Here is an 18,326-nt window from a genome sequence, read left to right on the forward strand (position 1 = left end):
CCGGCTCGGTCCGGCGGACCCTCCCGCGTCCTCGACGTGGTAATGGCATACATCGCCCTCACCAAGCCGCGGGTCATCGAACTCCTCCTGGTCGCGGCGATCCCCGCACTCCTGCAGGCCGACCGCGGCCACATCCACCTCTCGCTGGTGCTGTTGACCCTCGTCGGCGGCTGGCTCGGGGCGGCGAGTGCGAACTCGCTCAACATGGTCGTCGACTACGACATCGACCAGGTGATGAAGCGCACCGAGCGGCGCCCGTTGGCCCGCCACGCGATCACACGTCGCGCCGCGTTGATCTTCGGCCTGGTGCTCGGTGTGGCCAGCATGCTCTGGCTGGGGCTGCTGGCGAAGAGCTGGCTCGCCGCCTTCTTCATCCTCATCACGATCCTTTTCTACGTGATCGTCTACTCGATGATCCTCAAGCGCCGCACCGCGCAGAACGTCGTCTGGGGCGGCGCCGCCGGATGCATGCCGGTGTTCGTGTCTTGGGCGGTCATCACGGACCACCTGCCCGAGGGCCAGCCGCACAACTGGTGGCAGGCGGTCATGCTGTTCCTGGTCATCTTCTTCTGGACTCCGCCCCACACGTGGGCGCTCGCGATGCGCTACAAGGAGGACTACAAGGCTGCCGGCGTCCCGATGCTGCCGGTGGTCATGTCCGAAGAGGGAGTCACCAGGCGCATCACGATCTACACCTGGGTCACGGTCCTGTGCACCTTGGCCCTCGTCCCCGCGGCGGGATGGGTGTACGCACTGGGCGCCCTCGGTTTCGGTGTCTGGTTCATCGTGATGGCGCACCGCTTGGAGGCAGGCGTTCGCCGTGGCATCGAGGTCAAGCCGCTGAAGCTGTTCATCCTGTCGAACAACTACCTCGCGGGGGTGTTCGTCGCACTGTCCATCGACGCCGTCCTGGGACTGCAGACCATCTCGGAGATGCTGCCGATCCTCTGATCGGCCACAGGGATCCCGGAGCAGCGCCTGGGATCCCACTCCACGTTCCGGCCGGAGACCCGACAGGGTCTCCGGCCGGGCCTTTTCACCGGGTCGGATCGAGAACCAGTGAGCCCGTCGTGCCCCGGGACTGCAGGGCCCGGTGTGCCTCCGCAGCCTCGGACAGACCGAACCGCGCGCCTACGGTCAGGCGCAACGAGCCGTCGACTATCCCCTCGAGGACCTCGGAGGCCCGCTCGCGGTATTCCTCCGTGGACGCGATGTAGTCGGCCAGCGTCGGCCTGGTCAGGAACACCGATCCGGCCTCATTGAGCCGTTGGGGATCAACCGGCGGCACGGGACCACTCGCAGCACCGAAGAGAACCATCGACCCCCTGCGGGCCAGCGACGCGAGACTGTCATCGAAGGTGTCCTTTCCGACCCCGTCGAACACGGTTGCCACACCACCCTCCGAGAGTTCACGCACACGTTCCGGCGTCGCATCCGGGTACAGCAGAACGTGATCCGCACCGAGTGCGCGACACAGCTCGGCCTTCGCCGCGGTCGAGGTGGTAGCGACGACGCGGAAGCCGCGACTCACGGCGAGTTGGATGAGCAACTGTCCAACCCCGCCGGCACCCGCGGTGATGAGGACGGTGTCACCTTCCGTCGCCCGATGCGTGTCGGAGATGAGGTAGTGCGCTGTCAGGCCCTGAAGGAGCATCGAGGCGGCGACGTCGTCGTCGACCCCCTCGGGCACCGCCACGAGCGAGTCGGTCGGTGCCACGACGTACTGCGCATAGGAGCCCGGGACCTGACACCAGGCCACGCGGTCGCCCATCACCAGATCCGTCGCGTCCGGGCCGACCGCCTCGATCACCCCCGCGCCCTCACTTCCGGGGATGAACGGCAGATCTCGCGGGTAGGTGCCCTCACGGAGGTACGTATCGATGTAGTTCACACCCACCGACGTCGTCCGCACCAACACCTCACCCGGCCCGGGCACCGGCACATCGATCTCGACGGGCGTGAGGACCTCGGGGCCGCCGTGCTCGGCGATCTGAATGGCTCGCATATCGCCCAGTATCCGGATCCATGGAAGATCTCGCAGGGAAGGATCGTCACCTCTCCGGTCGGGGGACGGGAGTGGCGGACTGCGGGGGAGGGCCGAGGCGATAAGGTACCTCGTATGAGCCTGCAGATCCTTTCCCAGTACGCCGGGGGACCGCACGTCAGGGCGACCGGCTGGCCCGCCATCGTCACCAGCGGGTCCGGCGAGGCAGCCGCGGCTGCGGCACCAGCGGCTCCCGCCGAGAAGACGGCGGGGACCGCGGCGTCGGCCGAGGCGGCTGAGGCTGCGGCGCCGGAGTCGACGACCTCCGATACCGCGACCGCAGCGGCAGCTCCTGTTGCTGCAGCGGCGGCTGCTGGCGGCGCTATCTCACTTGGACGCCGCGCCCCGAAGGCACCCGGTGGTGGGACATCGACGCTCCACGGGTCGCGTATCACGGAGTCCGAGGGCGCGGCGCCCGCTCCGAAGCCCGCTTCGGCGGCCGAGGCGGAGCCTGCCACCGAGGCGAAGACCACATCGGCAGCCGACGATGCCGCCGAGCCCACCACCGAGGCACCGGCAGGCGAGACGCCTGCTGACGCCGGCCCACCGAAGCCCGCCACCACCACCGGCGGGGGGCTCCAGCTGGGCGGCGGGTCCAAGGCCAAGGCACCCGGCGGCGGATCCGCGGGCAAGCTCGTTCTCGGCGGTGGCGCCGCCGCGGCTGCGGGTGCTGGTGCGGCCGACCCCGGTGGGGACGCCGAGGCCGAGACCGGCGCGCCCGCTGACGTAGGAGCGCCCACCGAAGCGCCGGCAGCCGAGTCCGCCGAGGCGGCGCTGGCAGTGGAGCAGTCGTCGGAGGCGACCGCCGGGACCACTGCCGCGAAGGCCCCGGGCGGCGGGAAGGCCGGTGGCCTCACTCTCGGTGGTGGCTCCGGCGCCAAGGCCCCCGGCGGGGGCAAGTCCGGCGGGCTGACCCTGGGCGGCGGTGCCGCAGCGACCGGCGCTGCGGCGGCGGGCGCTGCCGCAGCATCGTCGACCGATGATGACAAGGCTGACGCCACCGCGAATGAGACGCAGGCAGACGAGGCGGCGGCGAAATCCGCCACACAGGCGCCCGCCCGCGAGCCGGAGAAGGAGGCCGCCGAGGACTCCGCGTCCACCGCATCGGTCGAGAAGGCCGCCTCGGAGAAGATCGAGGCGACACCGACTCCCGCCGCTCCGACTCCTCCCGCCAGGGCCGCCAAGCTCGTGAGCAGGTTCCTGTCCCGCCACGGCGGTACGGCGGACGTCGTCCTGCAGCCGACAGGCCGCCGGGGTGTCCGTGTGACCCTCGTGGGCGCCGACGGTGTGATGGGCGATGTCATGGTTGACACGCTGTCCCAGGCCGAAGCAGTTCGCGACGGCATCCAGGGCCTGACCGGATCTGACTGGACCCGCGAGCTCGTCTCCAGGGCCGACGTCCCGGCCGGCCACTGGAAGCGTATGGCCGGCTCCGGGTCACTGCTCTAGAGGGAATACGAATCGACGGCGGCCCCGCCACCAGGCGGGGTCGCCGTCGTCGTACCGTCCGGCGGCGTATCCGGCCGGCAGCCGGGATCATCCCGAATGCGATCGGACGGGAGATGATCAGGCGGTGATGCGATCCCGGATGCTCCCGGCGGCCCACAGCGCCCCGGTGACCGCGGTGATGGCGCCCGCGAGCGTGACGTGGATGATCACCAGCAGCTCGGGAACACCGAGCTGGTACTGGGTGATACCGATGACCGCCTGGGCGGCGATCAGACCGATGAGGATCGCGGCACGCCGGACGGCGGGGCCCGGGGTACGTAGTGCGATGAGGCCCGCGAGCAGTCCGATGAGCAGGCAGACGTATCCGATCATCAGCTCCGCGTGGAAATGCACCAACCACTGGATGGGCAGCTGCAGTCGGTCGGCAGCGCCGATACGGGCGTCGCCGGCGTGTGGCCCGGCGCCGGTGACCATCGTGCCCGAGACGAGTACGCCGGCGAGCAGCACCACGGACAGCCCCGTCAGCCAGGTCAGCGGCCTGGGGATGACGCGTCGGGCGGGCGCGGAGTCTTCCTCGCCGACCCGGACGAAGACTATCCCGGCGAACCACGCCAGGAACATCGACGGCAGCAGGTGTAGAGCGACCGTCCACCAGGCCAGCCCGGCGAGCACGGTGATCCCGCCGATCACGGCCTGGGCCACGATGCCGAACGGCATCAGCCAGGCGAGCACGAGAAGGTCCTGGCGCCGCCCTGCGCGGTGGAGTGCCAGGATCAGCGCGACGGCGACGGCCACCAGCACGAACGTCAGCAGGCGGTTACCGAACTCGACGGCCTGGTGGAGCGCGGGAGCCGCGCCGGCGACGGGGACGAAGCTGTCCTGGTTACAACGGGGCCAGGTCTCACAGCCGAGCCCGGACGCGGTGACGCGGACTGTGACGCCGGTCGTCATGATGCCGATCTGGGCGAAGACGTTCGCCAGGGCGATGCCCTTCTGGACCCGAAGCGACGGCATCGGCAGCCTGGACAGCAGCCCTCCGGGCTTCGCTGGTGTGGTCTCGGCCGGGGTTCCGGAGGACGGGGCACGCGATGTCGAGGTCACGTTCCCGATTCTAGGCCGCGAGCTGTCGGGGTCTGCTATCAGGTGAACGAGAAGTGACGTACGGCAAACCAGCCGCACACGACGGTCCAGCCGAGCAGGAACGCCGCGGCGAGCGCGGGGAGGCCGCCGCTGTCGGCGGTGAGGAGCGCGTCGGTCAGCGCGTAGGAGGGGACGACGACGAGGAGGTCGGCGACCCGGGTGGGAAGGTCGACCACCCCGATCGCGAGTCCCGCGGCTCCGATGAGCACGAACCAGATGAGGTTGGCCAGTCCGAGGACGATCTCGGCACGCATCGTGCCGCCCAGGAGGAGGCCCATCGACGAGAAGGCGGCGGATCCGACCGCGATCATCACCGCGCCCACCAGGGCACCGGCGAGGGAGGGCCGCCACCCCATCGCGATGGCGATCGCGCCGAGGATGACCGTCTGCCCGGCCACCAGGATGAGCGTGGCCAGGATCTTCCCGGCGATGATGACGGCCGGCGGGAGTGGCGTGCCCCCGAGCCGCTTCAGCGCGTCGTACCTGCGGTCGAAGGCCACGGCGATCGCCTGCCCGGTGAACGAGGTCCCCATCACCGACATCGTCAGAACCGCGGTGATCGCGTGGTCGACGCGAGGTTCCGGGACGGCCCCGAAGTCGATCGCGACGAGGGCGATCAGCGCGGCGAGCGGAATGATGAGAGCTACCAGCAGCTGCTCTCCGTTGCGCAGGAACAGGGTTAGTTCCATACGGGTCTGGGCGGCGGCCATGCGTCGGACCGGTGCCGGGGCCGAGGGCCGGGCGAAGGTACCGGGGGCGAACCGGTTGTGCGCGGTCTGGGGGTGGCTCATCGCAGATCCCGTCCGGTCAGGTCGAGGAAGACCTCCTCGAGACTCCTGGTCCGTGTGGCCAGGGAGGTGAGTTGGACGCCGGCCCGCTCCAGTGCGGTGCACAGCGCGGTCATCAGTTCCGGTGAGACAGGGCCGTCGACCTCGAGCACGCCGGCGGCGCTGCCGGCCGTGACGGTGTGGTCCGGCCCGAGCACGCCGTCGAGGAGGGACGGGGCCACGTCGGTGTCGACGACGAGGGTCACGCCTTCGGTCGTGCCGTCCCGTTCGAGTTCGGCGGGGCTGCCGGCGGCGACCTGCCGCCCGCGGTCGACGATCACCACCTCGTCGGCGAGCGCCGCGGCCTCGTCCATGAGATGGGTGGTGAGCAGGACCGCCACCCCGTCAGCGCGGAGCGCCCGGACCAGGTCCCAGACCGCGAGTCGCGCCTGGGCATCGAGCCCGGCGGTCGGCTCGTCCAGGAATACCAGTTCGGGCCGGCCCATGACGGCGATCGCGAGGGAGAGCCGCTGCTGTTGGCCGCCCGACAGCCGTCGGTACGGCGTGTTGACGTGATCGCTCAGTCCGAGCTCGTCCAGTAGCCAGTCCGGGTCCAGGGGGTCGGAGTAGTACGCGGCCACCAGTCGGAGCATCTCACCGGCGCGGACCCCGGGATACGCCCCTCCGCCCTGCAGCATCATGCCGATCCGGTTTCGGACACTCTGACGATCGGTGACGGGGTCCATCCCCAGTACCCGTACGTTCCCGGCGTCCGGGCGGAGGAAGCCCTCGCAGATCTCGACCGTGGTGGTCTTGCCCGCGCCGTTGGGCCCGAGCAGGGCCATGACCTGACCGCGTTCGAGGGTCAGATCCAGGCCGGCGACGGCAGTGGTGGTGCCGAACGTCTTGACAAGTCCTTCGACCTGTAGCGCGGTGGAGTGGGTCGATGGGGTCACGGCTGCCGATTGTAGGCCGACGCGTCTAGCGGTAGCGCAACAGCCCGGGCCACCGGAAGAGGGCGACGAGCACGATCAGAACGGTCACCACCGTCGCAGCCCAGGCCTGGACTGTCACGAAAGGGGGCAGGCCGGCGCCGGGCGGGAGTGTGAAGCACGCGAGTACCGCACTGACGGCCACCACCGGGATGCGGAACTCCATCCGCGACGCCCATGCGGCCAGGGGCACGAGGGCCCACAGTACGTACCAGGGGTGGACGACGGGAAAACACAGGACGATCGCGGCCATGGACACGCCCAGCCCGCCCACCGGGTTCATCCGGCCGGCCTGCACCGCGAACAGCATGCGCACCGTGAACGCCGCGGCAGCGATGAGGGCCGCGGTCTGCACCATGACGAGGATCTGCTCGGTGTGATCGCCCAACCCCAGGTACTGGCCTGTTCCTCCGGCGATCACGCCGAGAGCGGTGGGAGGCGAGAGCCAGCTCCGCAGTGAGGTGGCCGCCCCCAGCTTGGTGATCCATCCCAGCCCCGAGGAGGTCACGAGCATGGCGACGCCGGTGGTCACCCCGCTCACCGCGAGCATCGCGAGAGCCGCCCTGACGGTGGCGCGCCACCCCGCACCCCACCGTCGCGCGAGCGCCATCCCGACGAACCCGAGCGCGACCACGGTCGGCAGTTTCACCAACGCCGACCCGGTCACCAGGACCGTGCCGAGGACGAACATGGCGGTGGTGCGTCGACCCGGTGGGGCCTCGACGGCCCGCAGCGCCAGCACGAGCCCGATCGCCAGCAGCCCCATCATGAGCGCTTCCGAATGGATGCCCGAGACCAGGTGGAACAGGACGAGCGGGTTGGCCACGGCCAACCACAACGCGGCCACGTCCGAGACCCCGCAGTACTCGGCGAGGCGGGGGACGGCCCAGCCGAGCATGAGGATGCCGATCACGGCCACCACGCGGTGCAGGATGATGGCGGGCACGACCTCCTCGCCCGTGATGACGTGGATGAGTTTCTGGACGCCCAGGAACAGCGGTCCGTACTGGTTCGGGGTATCACGCCAGATGTCCGGCACGTTGATCGTCAGGGCATGCGAGGTGCCCAGAGCGGACACGGGGCCGAGCGCGTAGGGATCGTCCTGCGAGTTCCCGATCGCCCCCTGCGCGAGATAGCTGTAGACGTCCTTGCTGAACATCGGTGGGGCCACCGCCAGTGGCAACGCCCACGACGCGATGATGCGGTCCAGGGTCGCCCGGTCGATCCGCCCGCTGAGTCGCCCGCGCCTGTCCCGACCCAGGACGTACGGGGCGAGCAGCAGCCAGCAGATGACCACCACGACCATTCCCGCCATGACGACCGTCATCGAGGACTGCTGCAGTCGGAGCCACAGACCGAACAGTCGCTCCCCCGCAGCGGGGTTCTGCAGCACGGGCAACGCGCCGGCGCCCAGCGCACCGACCGCCATCGCGACCGCAGCGGTGGTCCCGATCAACCGGATGCGCCGGAGCCGCGCCATCTCGGCGGACATCGGCGAGCCGGTGGACAACTCCGCGGTGTGCAACCGGGCGGCCACCGCACCCGCGCCGCGTAGGGGGAATTCGCGTGCCACTGTCCCGACCTTCCTCCACCGCAGGCGCCGTCGGACCACCCTCGACCACCCCTGTCGGACGCGCCCGGGGGTGGGGGAATATTTCCGACACAAGTTTGTTGCGTAATATCAGGTGGTGCGTCCCACTCGGGGCGCAACGAGCATAACCGGAAGGGAGTGACGCATGAGCGTGCAGCACGCGTACGACACCAGCGCACGCCCGGACACGCGCTCGGCGATCCGTGAACTCCTCCTCGCCCGAGGAGCGCTCACCGCGACGGAGATCGGACGCGAACTCGGCCTCACCGCCGCAGGCGTCCGACGACACCTCGACAACCTCGTCGAGGTCGGCGAGGTGGAGCCCGCGCACACGCGTCCGGCCGGAACCCGCGGCCGGCCGGCGAAGGCCTTCCAGGTCACGGCCTCCGGACGCAGCACGGCCAAGCACGGGTACGATCACCTGGCCGTCGAGGCACTCACGGCGCTGCGCCGGATCGGCGGCTCCGAGGCGGTCATCGACTTCGCCCGGGAGCGCGTCCGTTCGGTGATCGGACATATCCGACCAGCTGAGGGGCCGCACGATGTCGAACGCGCCGCGTCCGACATCGCGTCCGCGCTGTCCGAGGCCGGATACGCCTCGTCCGTCGAGGAGGTGGGGACCGGCCTGCAGGTCTGTCAGCACCACTGCCCGGTCTGGAACGTCGCCTCTCGCTTCCCGGAACTGTGCGAGGCCGAGCAGGAGGTGGTGTCCGAGATAGTGGGCACCCACGTCCAGCGCCTCGCGACCATTGCGGGCGGCAACTGCGCCTGCACCACGAACATCCCGACAGGGACCGTGTCCGCGGAGTTCCTCGCGGCCACGATCCCCGCACCGGCCGGCGCACCCGCGCCGGCTTCGACCGCCGAAAGGACAGTGCGATGACCATCACCCCAGACCAGGTGACGGCCGACGTCACCGAGCCGACCACCGACGAGGAGCGGATCGCCTCCATCGGTCAGTACAACTATGGCTGGCACGATTCGGACGACGCCGGTGCCACCGCGCAGCGTGGACTCTCCGAGGCGGTCGTGCGTGACATCTCCGCCAAGAAGAACGAATCCGACTGGATGCTCGAGAAGCGACTCAAGGCGCTGAGCATCTTCGACAAGAAGCCGATGCCGGCCTGGGGTTCCGACCTCTCGGGGATCGACTTCGACAACATCAAGTACTTCGTCCGTTCGACCGAGAAGCAGGCCACCAGCTGGGAGGACCTGCCCGAGGACATCAAGAACACCTACGACAAGCTCGGCATCCCCGAGGCCGAGAAGCAGCGTCTGGTGGCCGGTGTCGCGGCGCAGTACGAGTCCGAGGTGGTCTACCACCAGATCCGTGAGGACCTGGAGAGCCAGGGCGTCATCTTCATGGACACCGACACCGCCCTCAAGGAGCACCCTGAGTACTTCGAGGAGTACTTCGGCTCGGTGATCCCGTCGGGCGACAACAAGTTCTCCGCGCTCAACACCGCGGTGTGGTCGGGCGGCTCGTTCATCTACGTCCCCAAGGGCGTGCACGTCGACATCCCGCTGCAGGCCTACTTCCGCATCAACACCGAGAACATGGGCCAGTTCGAGCGGACACTGATCATCGTCGACGAGGACGCCTACGTTCACTACGTCGAGGGCTGCACCGCGCCGATCTACAAGTCGGACTCGCTGCACTCGGCCGTGGTGGAGATCGTCGTCAAGAAGGGCGGTCGCTGCCGCTACACGACCATCCAGAACTGGTCGAACAACGTCTACAACCTGGTGACCAAGCGTGCCCGCGCCGAAGAGGGCGCGACCATGGAGTGGATCGACGGCAACATCGGTTCCAAGGTCACCATGAAGTACCCCGCCGTGTGGCTGACCGGTGAGCACGCCAAGGGAGAGGTCCTCTCCGTGGCGTTCGCCGGCGAGGGCCAGCACCAGGACACCGGCTCGAAGATGCTGCACCTGGCGCCCAACACGTCGTCGAACATCGTCTCCAAGTCGGTGGCGCGCGGCGGCGGGCGCTCCGCCTACCGCGGGCTGATCCAGATCAACCCCGGCGCCAAGGGCTCCAAGTCCAACGTCGAGTGCGACGCGCTGCTGGTGGACAACATCAGCCGCTCGGACACCTACCCGTACATCGACATCCGCGAGGATGACGTGACGCTGGGGCATGAGGCCACGGTCTCCAAGGTGAGCCAGGACCAGCTGTTCTACCTCATGAGCCGCGGCCTGGCCGAGGAAGAGGCCATGGCGATGATCGTCCGCGGATTCGTGGAGCCCATCGCCAAGGAACTGCCGATGGAGTACGCCCTCGAGCTCAACCGCCTGATCGAACTGCAGATGGAAGGATCGGTGGGCTGACCACCATGACCGACACCACCACCCCCACCCCGGCGTCCGCGCCGGCCCCGGTGACCGACCGCTACGGGATCCCCGTCGGAGCCACGAAGGGCGACCAGTTCTCCTCCTTCGACGTAGGCGCCTTCGAGGTCCCGAGCCACAAGGACGAGATCTGGCGGTTCACTCCGCTGCGGCGCCTGCGTGGAATCCATGACGGCTCGAACGTCGAGGCCACCGGCCGGATCCTCGTCTCCCTCGCCGAGCAGGACGGACTGACCGTCGAGACCGTCACCACCGGTGACAAGCGCGTCGGCGAGGCCGGTGCGCCCCGCGATCGGGTCGCGGCCCAGGCCTTCACCGCCGCGGACGAGGCCACCATCATCACCGTGGCCAAGAACAAGGTGATCGACGATCCCGTCTACGTCACCGTCGACGGCCCGGGCGAGGGCAACGTCGCTTTCGGCCACACGCAGGTCCGTCTCGAGCCGTTCGCCAACGCCACATTCGTGGTCGATCAGCGCGGCGGCGGCACCATCGCCGAGAACGCCGAGTTCATCGTCGGCGATTCCGCCCACCTCGAGGTCGTGCTCATCCAGGACTGGGATGACGACGTGGTGCACCTGGCCGGCCATCACCTGCAGGTCGGCCGCGACGCCACCGTGACCTACACCGCCGTCACCTTCGGTGGCGAGGTCGTACGAATCGCCCCGTCCGTCCGATACACCGCACCCGGCGGCACGGCCCACCTCAACGGTCTGTACTACGCGGATGACGGGCAGCACATCGAGCACCGTCTCCTCGTCGACCACGAGGTCCCGAACTGCACCTCGCGGATCCTCTACAAGGGCGCCCTCCAGGGCGACGCGAAGTCGAACCTGCCGGATGCGCACACCGTCTGGATCGGTGACGTGCTCATCCGGTCGCAGGCGCTCGGCACCGACACGTACGAGATGAACCGCAACCTCGTCCTGACCGACGGGGCGCGTGCGGACTCGGTGCCGAACCTCGAGATCGAGACCGGTGAGATCGCCGGCGCGGGCCACGCCAGCGCCGTCGGCCGGTTCGACGAGGAGCACCTCTTCTACCTCATGTCGCGCGGTATCGCCGAGGACGTCGCACGACGCCTCGTCGTCCGCGGCTTCTTCGGCGAGGTGATCAACCGAATCGGTGTGCCCGAGGTTCGCGACCGGATCACCGAGGCCGTCGAGCTGGAGCTGCAGTCCTCCGGTATCTGACGTCCGGCCCCGAGTAATTCCCCAAGACCTTTCACACAGATTGCGAGCACTGAAATGACCATTCTCGAGATCAAGGACCTGACGGCCCGCGTCGCCGCCACCGAGGACGCCCCGGAGACCGTCGAGATCCTCAAGGGCGTCAACCTGACCATCGAGTCCGGCCAGACCCACGCCATCATGGGCCCGAACGGCTCCGGCAAGTCGACCCTGGCCTACGTCATCGCCGGCCACCCGAAGTACGAGGTCACCGGCGGAACCGTCACCCTGGACGGCGAGAACGTCCTGGAGATGGAGGTCGACGAGCGGGCGCGCGCCGGCCTGTTCCTGGCCATGCAGTACCCGACCGAGATCCCCGGAGTCTCGACCGCCAACTTCCTGCGCACCGCGGCCACCGCCGTGCGCGGTGAGGCCCCCAAGCTCCGCCACTGGGTCAAGGAGGTCAAGGAGGCCATGTCCGACCTGGACTTCGACCCGGCGTTCTCCGAGCGCAGCGTGAACGAGGGATTCTCCGGCGGTGAGAAGAAGCGCCACGAGATCCTTCAGCTCGACCTCCTCAAGCCGAAGATCGCCGTCCTCGACGAGACCGACTCCGGCCTGGACGTCGACGCCCTGCGCGTCGTCTCCGAGGGCGTCAACCGCTACAAGGCGGAGGAGAACGGCGGGATCCTGCTCATCACGCACTACACGCGGATCCTGCAGTACATCAAGCCCGACACGGTTCACGTGTTCGTCGACGGCCGTGTCGCCGCCTCCGGTGGCGCCGAGTTGGCCGACGAGCTCGAGGCGAACGGTTACGAGAAGTACCTGACGCCCGCGAACGCCTGATCAGACAGCTGGGAGACCATGACCACGACTCTCGATCTCACCGCGGTCCGCGCAGACTTCCCGATCCTGCACCGGACCGTCCGTGACGGAAAGCCCCTGGTGTACCTGGACTCCGGGGCCACCTCGCAGCGCCCCGTCCAGGTGCTCGACGCGGAGCGGGAGTTCCTCCTGCACTCCAACGCGGCCGTGCACCGTGGCGCCCACCAGCTGGCCGAGGAGGCGACGGACGCCTATGAGGGCGCCCGCGCCGATATCGGCCGGTTCGTCGGCGCCGACGTCGACGAGTTGGTCTTCACCAAGAACGCCACCGAGGCCCTGAACCTCGTCGCGTTCGCCCTGGGGGACCCCCGCTTCGGCGAGTACGCGCTCGGGCCGGGGGACGAGGTGGTGATCTCCGAGCTCGAGCACCACGCGAACCTCGTTCCGTGGCAGGAGCTGTGCCGGCGCACCGGCGCCACCCTGCGCTGGTACGGCGTCACCGATGACGGACGCATCGACCTCGACTCGGTCCGGCTGACCGATGCGGTCAAGGTCGTGGCCGTGACCCACCAGTCCAACGTGACCGGTGCGGTCACCGACGTCGCACGCGTCGTCGAGTCGGCACGGGCGGTGGGCGCGCTCGTCGTGCTGGACGCGTGCCAGTCGGTGCCGCACATGGCCGTCGACTTCCACGCCCTTGGTGTGGACTTCGCGGCGTTCTCGGGCCACAAGATGCTCGGCCCCACCGGGATCGGCGTCCTCTACGGGCGTCGAGAGCTCCTGCAGGCGATGCCTCCGGTACTCACCGGGGGATCGATGATCGCCACGGTGACCATGGCGGAGTCCACGTACGCGGACCCCCCGCAGCGCTTCGAGGCCGGCGTGCCGATGGTGTCGCAGGCCGTGGGCCTGGCCGCCGCCGTGCGCTACCTCGAGGGGGTGGGCATGGAGACGATCGCCCGCCACGAAGAGGCGCTGACCGTGGCCGCGATCGACGCACTCGTTGAGATCCCGGGCGTCCGGATCGTCGGCCCGACGGACATGGTGTCACGCGGCGGGGCCGTCTCCTTCGTTGTCGACGGGATCCACGCCCACGACGTGAGCCAGGTTCTCGACGACGACGGCGTGGCCGTGCGGGTCGGGCACCACTGCGCGTGGCCGCTCCATCGGCGACTCGGGGTACAGTCCACGGTCCGTGCCTCGTTCGCGCTGTACAACACGCTCGACGAGGTCGAGGTGCTCGCGCGGTCGCTGCGCAGGGCGCAGGAGTTCTTCGGCGTGGGAGGTCAGAATCTGTGAAACTCGAGCAGATGTACCAGGAAGTGATCCTCGACCACTACCGCCGCCCGCAACACAGCGGGCTGCGGGAGCCCTTCGGGTGCGAGGTGCACCACGTCAATCCGACCTGTGGTGACGAGTTGACGCTGCGCCTGCAGCTCTCGGACGACCAGTCCACGGTCGCCGACGTCTCCTATGACGCCCAGGGCTGTTCGATCAGCCAGGCCTCCACGTCGATGATGGCCGAACTGCTGGTCGGCAGGCCTGTCTCGGAGTCCCTCGAGATCTTCGAGGCGTTCCACGCCATGATCTCGTCCCGCGGCCAGGACGAGGGCGACGAAGAACTTTTGGACGATGCCGTGGCACTGGCCGGGGTGTCCCGCTACCCGGCGCGCGTCAAGTGCGCCCTACTGGGCTGGATGGCGTTCAAGGACGCCCTCGCACAACAGACCGAACACCAGGAGTGATGTGACATGACCGAGCAGATGACACCTGCCAACGACCCGTCCGTCGACGATCCGATGTCGGGGGCGGAGAACGACACGGACCCGGGCACCGCCTACAACGGCGAGTTCCGGCCCGACCCCAACCGGCCGGAGCAGTCCGAGGACGACCTCGCGTTGGTGGCCGATCTCGAGGAGGCCATGCGTGACGTGGTCGACCCCGAGCTCGGCATCAACGTCGTCGATCTGGGCCTGGTCTACGACATCTGGGTCCGCCCGGGCGAGACCGAGGGGTCGACCATCGCACGCGTGGACATGACGCTCACGTCCGCCGCGTGTCCGCTCACCGACGTGATCGAGGACCAGGCGCGCAGCGCCACCGTCGGTTCGGATCTCGTCAACGAGCTCGAGCTCAACTGGGTCTGGATGCCGCCGTGGGGCCCCCAGATGATCACCGACGACGGCCGCGAGCAGCTCCGCGCCATCGGGTTCACCGTCTAGTCAGAACCCGACGAGCCGGCATGGTCGCGCGGATCCTTCTTCAGGACCGCGGCGATCATGCCGGCTTTCTGCTGTACCGGCATGTCGGCCCACATGCCCCACATCGCCGATCCCACCTGATACGACGGGCTGGCCGCGTCGAGGAACCACCGCTGCTTACAGGACTTCAGCCTGCCGAAGGCGGAGAACAGTTCCCGTACCGTTCCGTGATCCGCGCGCAACAGCGCCCGCAGTCCCAGGGAGTGCAGGGCGGTGGTCAGCGGGGAGCGGGGCTCAGGAATCGGCCGGCCGGTGCCCAATGCCACGACCGCCCCCGGGACCGCTCCGAGCGCGGCCGCGACCGAGTAGCCGGTCGCCGCGTGACCGTACCCACCGGCGGTGCCGAAGGCCTCGACCCGCAAGTTCGCGGCGTAGCGGGCGCGGGACGTGAGCGGGATGCGTACACGCTCCACCGCGAGCGGCTCGTCGAGCGCGGCCCGGTCCATGCCCCGACGCCGCAGCCGCGAGCGCAGGCGGGTCTCGAGGACGGCAGGTTTCGGGGCCGGCCACCCGGCGAGGCAGGTCTCCTCGAGGAGGACACGGCCCGGGCCCACGGGTATCGCGTACAGGAATCCGGGGCCGGCCTCGTCGTCGTCGTGGTCGGAGCGCCAATCCATGAACAGCGCGGACTCACCGCCGAGGGCCGGCGCCGCGGCGTCGGCCTCCACGACGATCCCGTAGGCGGTCTGTAGTGGTCCACGGTTGCGCTGGCCACCGGCGCCGCGACAGTCCACGACACGATGCGCCCGCTCGGTGAGGGCGAGCACCCCGGAGTCGTCAAGGGTGTCACGCTCGACGGTGACCCCGGGGCCGAGCGGCAGGGCCGCGTGCAACTCCTCGGTGTCGAGTACCGCGTACTCCCGCTCAAGGACCGCCCGCTCGGGGGAGTACATCGCGGGGCCGTACACCCGGTGCGCGAGAACGTCGGTGCCACAGGCGTCTTCGCTTAGCCACGGGGGAACCTGATCAGCCCACAGCGACAGGGTCTGACGCCACACCGCATCCGGCGCCGGGTCCACCGCCAATACCGTGAGTCCGGCGCCCGCGCACCGGGAGGACAGCGCACGACCGGCCGGACCCAGGCCGACGATCGCGACGTCGAACAGCCCGCCACCCGTAGCATCCATGGGGATCGACCCTACCGCCGTCGCCCGAAGGAGTCCCATGACCGGTTCGTTCTACCAGCAGGTTGACCGGGGACGATTCGAGTCGACGCCGTTGACCGCCGGCCCCTGGTCGGCCGAATCGCAGCACGCGGGACCCCCGAGTGCGCTGCTGGTACGGGCACTGGAGCAGTTCGAGGCCGAGCCCGAGGTGCGGCTGGCGCGGCTGTCGGTCGACGTACTCGGGCCCGTGCCGATCGCACCACTGGACATCGAGGTGCACCGGATCCGGCCCGGGCGCAGCGTCGAGTTGCTCGAGGCCACTGCGTCTGTCGACGGCCGGCCCGCGCTCGTCGCCCGGGGATGGCGGATGCGCCGCACGCCCGCGGATTTTCCGACCGTCGGCACACATGCGGGACCGCCGGCTCCCGATGTCCTGGAGCGTGGGGCGATGATGAGTTACGCCTATCAGGACGGATACCTGTCGGTGGTGGATTTCGCGTTCGTCTCCGGCAGCGGTGACGAACTCGGCCCCACCCGGGCCTGGGGCCGCTCCCGCGCGGACCTGATCGAGGGGGAGGCCATGACCGGCTGGCAGCACACCGTCGTGGTGGCGGACTCCTCGAGCGGCGTGTCGATGGGCAGTGATCCGCTGACCCACCCGGCGATCAACTGCGACCTGGTCGTGTCGCTGCACCGCGATCCCGGCCCCGGGTGGGTCCACCTCGACACCGAGACGATCGGCTCACCGGAGCAGGGCGTCCTCACCGACACCAGGATCTCCGACGACCACGGCAGCCTCGGGCGGTGCGTGCAGAACCTGTACGGGCGACGCTCGGGGTGACCCCCTGCCGGCGGCCCGTGACGTCGGCGCGGAGACCCAGGTCACCGGACTCGTCGCCGCGCTCGGAGCGCCGGTAGACTTGCGAGTCGGCCCGAAAACCCCCCGAGAACAAATGAGGTACCCGCGCACGTGATCACCATCGACGACCTGGAGGTGCGCGCCGGCGTACGCACCCTGCTCCACATGGACGGGTCCTCGTTGCGGGTCCAGCCCGGCGACCGGATCGGCCTGGTGGGACGTAACGGCGCGGGAAAGACGACGACGATGAGGATCCTCGCCGGCGAGGGTGAACCCTACGCGGGGTCCGTCACGAGCTCCGGCGAGGTGGGCTACCTCCCGCAGGATCCCCGCGAGGGCAACATGGACCAGCTGGCCCGGTCCCGCGTGCTCTCCGCCCGCGGACTCGACGTGCTCATGGCGGATATGGCCACGGCGCAGGCGCAGATGGTCGACGCCCCGGACGATGCGGCGATGGACAAGGCCGTCCGTCGATACGGTCGGCTCGAGGACGAATTCTCCGCGCGCGGCGGATACGAGGCCGAGAGCGAGGCCGCCCGCATCTGCAGCAGCCTGGGGCTCGAGGACCGCATCCTCACCCAGAACCTGGGAACGCTGTCCGGCGGACAGCGTCGACGCGTGGAGTTGGCACGGATCCTGTTCGCCGCGTCCGACGGCGCCGGCAAGTCGCGGACGATGCTGCTCCTCGACGAGCCGACCAACCACCTCGACGCCGACTCCATCACCTGGCTGCGCCAGTTCCTGGAGAAGCACGAGGGCGGATTGATCATCATCTCCCACGACGTCGAACTCCTCGAGGCCGTCGTGAACAAGGTGTGGTTCCTCGACGCCGTCCGCGGCGAGATCGACGCCTACAACATGGGGTGGAAGAAGTACCTCGACGCCCGCGCCACCGATGAGGCTCGGCGCAGGCGCGAGAAGGCGAACGCGGAGAAGAAGGCGTCGCAGCTCAAGATGCAGGCCGCCAAGCTCGGGGCGAAGGCCACCAAGGCGGCGGCCGCCAAGCAGATGATTCGTCGCGCCGATGCGATGATCGACGATCTCGACGAGGTCCGGGTGGCCGACAAGGCGGCGCGGATCAAGTTCCCCACGCCCGCCGCGTGTGGCAAGACGCCGATGTTCGCCAAGGGCCTGACCAAGATGTACGGCTCGCTCGAGGTGTTCGCCGGGGTGGACCTGGCCATCGACCGCGGTAGCCGCGTTGTGGTGCTGGGGTACAACGGCGCCGGCAAGACGACCCTTCTCAAGCTGTTGGCCGGGGTGGAGCGCACCGACGGCGAGGGCGGCGTGGTGTCCGGCCATGGTCTGAAGGTCGGCTACTTCGCGCAGGAGCACGACACCCTCGACATGTCCACGAGCGTGTGGGAGAACATCCGTCACGCCGCCCCGGATGCGGGGGAGCAGGACCTGCGGGGACTGCTCGGCGCGTTCATGTTCTCCGGTCCGCAACTCGATCAGCCGGCCGGCACGCTGTCGGGCGGTGAGCGGACCCGCCTCGCGCTCGCCGGGCTGGTCTCGTCGGCCGCGAACGTGCTGCTGCTCGATGAGCCGACGAACAACCTCGACCCGATCTCGCGTGAGCAGGTCCTCGATGCGCTGCGCACTTACGAGGGCGCCGTGGTTCTGGTGACACACGACCCGGGTGCGGTGGAGGCGCTGGAGCCCGAGCGGGTGATCATCCTGCCGGACGGCACGGAGGACTTGTGGAGCCAGGAGTACATGGAGATCGTCGAACTGGCGTGAGCGTGCGAACGCCACGTTCGCGCGT

The 18,326-nt window shown here is 69.2% G+C and carries 17 protein-coding genes; 11 read left to right on the plus strand and 6 right to left on the minus strand.

Annotation, left to right across the window (positions count from 1 at the left end; translation table 11 throughout):
* The first annotated feature begins 42 nt into the window (after positions 1-42).
* The gene (locus K3888_RS03870) at positions 43-951 is read left to right on the plus strand and encodes a heme o synthase (RefSeq protein ID WP_230928905.1); all 909 of its coding nucleotides are present in this window, start codon (positions 43-45) and stop codon (positions 949-951) included.
* Positions 952-1,036: 85 nt separating this feature from the next.
* Here the strand turns inward: K3888_RS03870 and K3888_RS03875 are convergent, their stop codons facing one another.
* Positions 1,037-2,005 (minus strand): quinone oxidoreductase family protein, encoded by a 969-nt coding sequence (locus K3888_RS03875; RefSeq protein ID WP_230928906.1) that lies wholly within the window; start codon positions 2,003-2,005, stop codon positions 1,037-1,039.
* A 114-nt stretch (positions 2,006-2,119) separates the two neighbouring features.
* Between K3888_RS03875 and K3888_RS03880 the strand changes: the two genes are divergently transcribed.
* Complete coding sequence (locus K3888_RS03880) at positions 2,120-3,493, plus strand: hypothetical protein (protein ID WP_230928907.1); 1,374 nt, start codon at positions 2,120-2,122, stop codon at positions 3,491-3,493.
* Between the two features lie 117 nt (positions 3,494-3,610).
* Here K3888_RS03880 and K3888_RS03885 read toward each other — a convergent pair whose 3' ends face one another.
* The 4 genes from K3888_RS03885 to mptB form a co-directional block, all read right to left on the minus strand.
* Complete coding sequence (locus K3888_RS03885) at positions 3,611-4,507, minus strand: COX15/CtaA family protein (RefSeq protein WP_230929085.1); 897 nt, start codon at positions 4,505-4,507, stop codon at positions 3,611-3,613.
* Between the two features lie 125 nt (positions 4,508-4,632).
* On the minus strand, positions 4,633-5,424 hold the full coding sequence (locus K3888_RS03890; protein WP_230928908.1) for an ABC transporter permease: 792 nt from the start codon (positions 5,422-5,424) through the stop codon (positions 4,633-4,635).
* Positions 5,421-6,356, minus strand: a complete 936-nt coding sequence (locus K3888_RS03895) for an ABC transporter ATP-binding protein (RefSeq protein WP_230928909.1) — start codon at positions 6,354-6,356, stop codon at positions 5,421-5,423. The genes K3888_RS03890 and K3888_RS03895 overlap by 4 nt, the downstream gene beginning before the upstream one ends.
* 25 nt (positions 6,357-6,381) lie before the next feature.
* Positions 6,382-7,965 carry a polyprenol phosphomannose-dependent alpha 1,6 mannosyltransferase MptB gene (gene mptB, locus K3888_RS03900; RefSeq protein ID WP_230928910.1) on the minus strand — a complete coding sequence of 528 codons (1,584 nt, stop codon included), beginning with the start codon at positions 7,963-7,965 and terminating at the stop codon, positions 6,382-6,384.
* Positions 7,966-8,128: 163 nt separating this feature from the next.
* Here mptB and K3888_RS03905 point away from each other — a divergent pair, with 163 nt between their 5' ends.
* From K3888_RS03905 to K3888_RS03935, 7 genes are read left to right on the plus strand one after another with little or no spacing between them, the layout of a single operon-like run.
* Positions 8,129-8,866 carry a helix-turn-helix transcriptional regulator gene (locus tag K3888_RS03905; protein WP_230928911.1) on the plus strand — a complete coding sequence of 246 codons (738 nt, stop codon included), beginning with the start codon at positions 8,129-8,131 and terminating at the stop codon, positions 8,864-8,866.
* On the plus strand, positions 8,863-10,314 hold the full coding sequence (gene sufB, locus K3888_RS03910) for a Fe-S cluster assembly protein SufB (RefSeq protein WP_230928912.1): 1,452 nt from the start codon (positions 8,863-8,865) through the stop codon (positions 10,312-10,314). The genes K3888_RS03905 and sufB overlap by 4 nt, the downstream gene beginning before the upstream one ends.
* Positions 10,315-10,319: 5 nt before the next feature.
* A complete protein-coding gene (sufD, locus tag K3888_RS03915) occupies positions 10,320-11,528 on the plus strand; it encodes a Fe-S cluster assembly protein SufD (protein WP_230928913.1) in 1,209 nt (402 codons plus the stop codon).
* A gap of 54 nt (positions 11,529-11,582) precedes the next feature.
* Positions 11,583-12,353 (plus strand): Fe-S cluster assembly ATPase SufC, encoded by a 771-nt coding sequence (gene sufC, locus K3888_RS03920; protein ID WP_230928914.1) that lies wholly within the window; start codon positions 11,583-11,585, stop codon positions 12,351-12,353.
* Between the two features lie 18 nt (positions 12,354-12,371).
* Positions 12,372-13,631, plus strand: a complete 1,260-nt coding sequence (locus tag K3888_RS03925; protein ID WP_230928915.1) for a cysteine desulfurase — start codon at positions 12,372-12,374, stop codon at positions 13,629-13,631.
* Complete coding sequence (gene sufU / locus K3888_RS03930) at positions 13,628-14,077, plus strand: Fe-S cluster assembly sulfur transfer protein SufU (protein WP_230928916.1); 450 nt, start codon at positions 13,628-13,630, stop codon at positions 14,075-14,077. Before K3888_RS03925 ends, sufU begins: the two co-directional genes overlap by 4 nt.
* Before the next feature lie 6 nt (positions 14,078-14,083).
* Positions 14,084-14,554, plus strand: coding sequence for a metal-sulfur cluster assembly factor (locus tag K3888_RS03935; protein WP_230928917.1), 471 nt, complete (start codon positions 14,084-14,086; stop codon positions 14,552-14,554).
* Here the strand turns inward: K3888_RS03935 and K3888_RS03940 are convergent.
* Positions 14,551-15,720, minus strand: coding sequence for a lycopene cyclase family protein (locus K3888_RS03940; protein WP_230928918.1), 1,170 nt, complete (start codon positions 15,718-15,720; stop codon positions 14,551-14,553). The genes K3888_RS03935 and K3888_RS03940 overlap by 4 nt on opposite strands.
* A gap of 37 nt (positions 15,721-15,757) precedes the next feature.
* Between K3888_RS03940 and K3888_RS03945 the strand changes: the two genes are divergently transcribed.
* Positions 15,758-16,540 (plus strand): thioesterase family protein, encoded by a 783-nt coding sequence (locus tag K3888_RS03945; protein ID WP_230928919.1) that lies wholly within the window; start codon positions 15,758-15,760, stop codon positions 16,538-16,540.
* 129 nt (positions 16,541-16,669) lie between these two features.
* Positions 16,670-18,301: an ABC-F family ATP-binding cassette domain-containing protein gene (locus tag K3888_RS03950; RefSeq protein ID WP_230928920.1), complete on the plus strand. Its 1,632-nt coding sequence runs from the start codon at positions 16,670-16,672 to the stop codon at positions 18,299-18,301.
* The last annotated feature ends 25 nt before the right edge of the window (positions 18,302-18,326 follow it).

It is taken from the genome of Dietzia aurantiaca (genome assembly GCF_021033825.1).
Taxonomy (GTDB): Bacteria; Actinomycetota; Actinomycetes; order Mycobacteriales; family Mycobacteriaceae; genus Dietzia; species Dietzia aurantiaca.

Bases quoted from the DNA above. Each gene is read 5' to 3' on its own strand.
- K3888_RS03885 (WP_230929085.1), bottom strand. From the start codon at position 4,507: ATGCCGTCGCTTCGGGTCCAGAAGGGCATCGCCCTGGCGAACGTCTTC.
- sufC (WP_230928914.1), top strand. From the start codon at position 11,583: ATGACCATTCTCGAGATCAAGGACCTGACGGCCCGCGTCGCCGCCACC.
- K3888_RS03905 (WP_230928911.1), top strand. From the start codon at position 8,129: ATGAGCGTGCAGCACGCGTACGACACCAGCGCACGCCCGGACACGCGC.
- K3888_RS03925 (WP_230928915.1), top strand. From the start codon at position 12,372: ATGACCACGACTCTCGATCTCACCGCGGTCCGCGCAGACTTCCCGATC.
- K3888_RS03945 (WP_230928919.1), top strand. From the start codon at position 15,758: ATGACCGGTTCGTTCTACCAGCAGGTTGACCGGGGACGATTCGAGTCG.
- K3888_RS03890 (WP_230928908.1), bottom strand. From the start codon at position 5,424: ATGAGCCACCCCCAGACCGCGCACAACCGGTTCGCCCCCGGTACCTTC.
- K3888_RS03875 (WP_230928906.1), bottom strand. From the start codon at position 2,005: ATGCGAGCCATTCAGATCGCCGAGCACGGCGGCCCCGAGGTCCTCACG.
- sufB (WP_230928912.1), top strand. From the start codon at position 8,863: ATGACCATCACCCCAGACCAGGTGACGGCCGACGTCACCGAGCCGACC.
- K3888_RS03935 (WP_230928917.1), top strand. From the start codon at position 14,084: ATGACCGAGCAGATGACACCTGCCAACGACCCGTCCGTCGACGATCCG.
- K3888_RS03880 (WP_230928907.1), top strand. From the start codon at position 2,120: ATGAGCCTGCAGATCCTTTCCCAGTACGCCGGGGGACCGCACGTCAGG.
- K3888_RS03870 (WP_230928905.1), top strand. From the start codon at position 43: ATGGCATACATCGCCCTCACCAAGCCGCGGGTCATCGAACTCCTCCTG.
- sufD (WP_230928913.1), top strand. From the start codon at position 10,320: ATGACCGACACCACCACCCCCACCCCGGCGTCCGCGCCGGCCCCGGTG.
- K3888_RS03940 (WP_230928918.1), bottom strand. From the start codon at position 15,720: ATGGATGCTACGGGTGGCGGGCTGTTCGACGTCGCGATCGTCGGCCTG.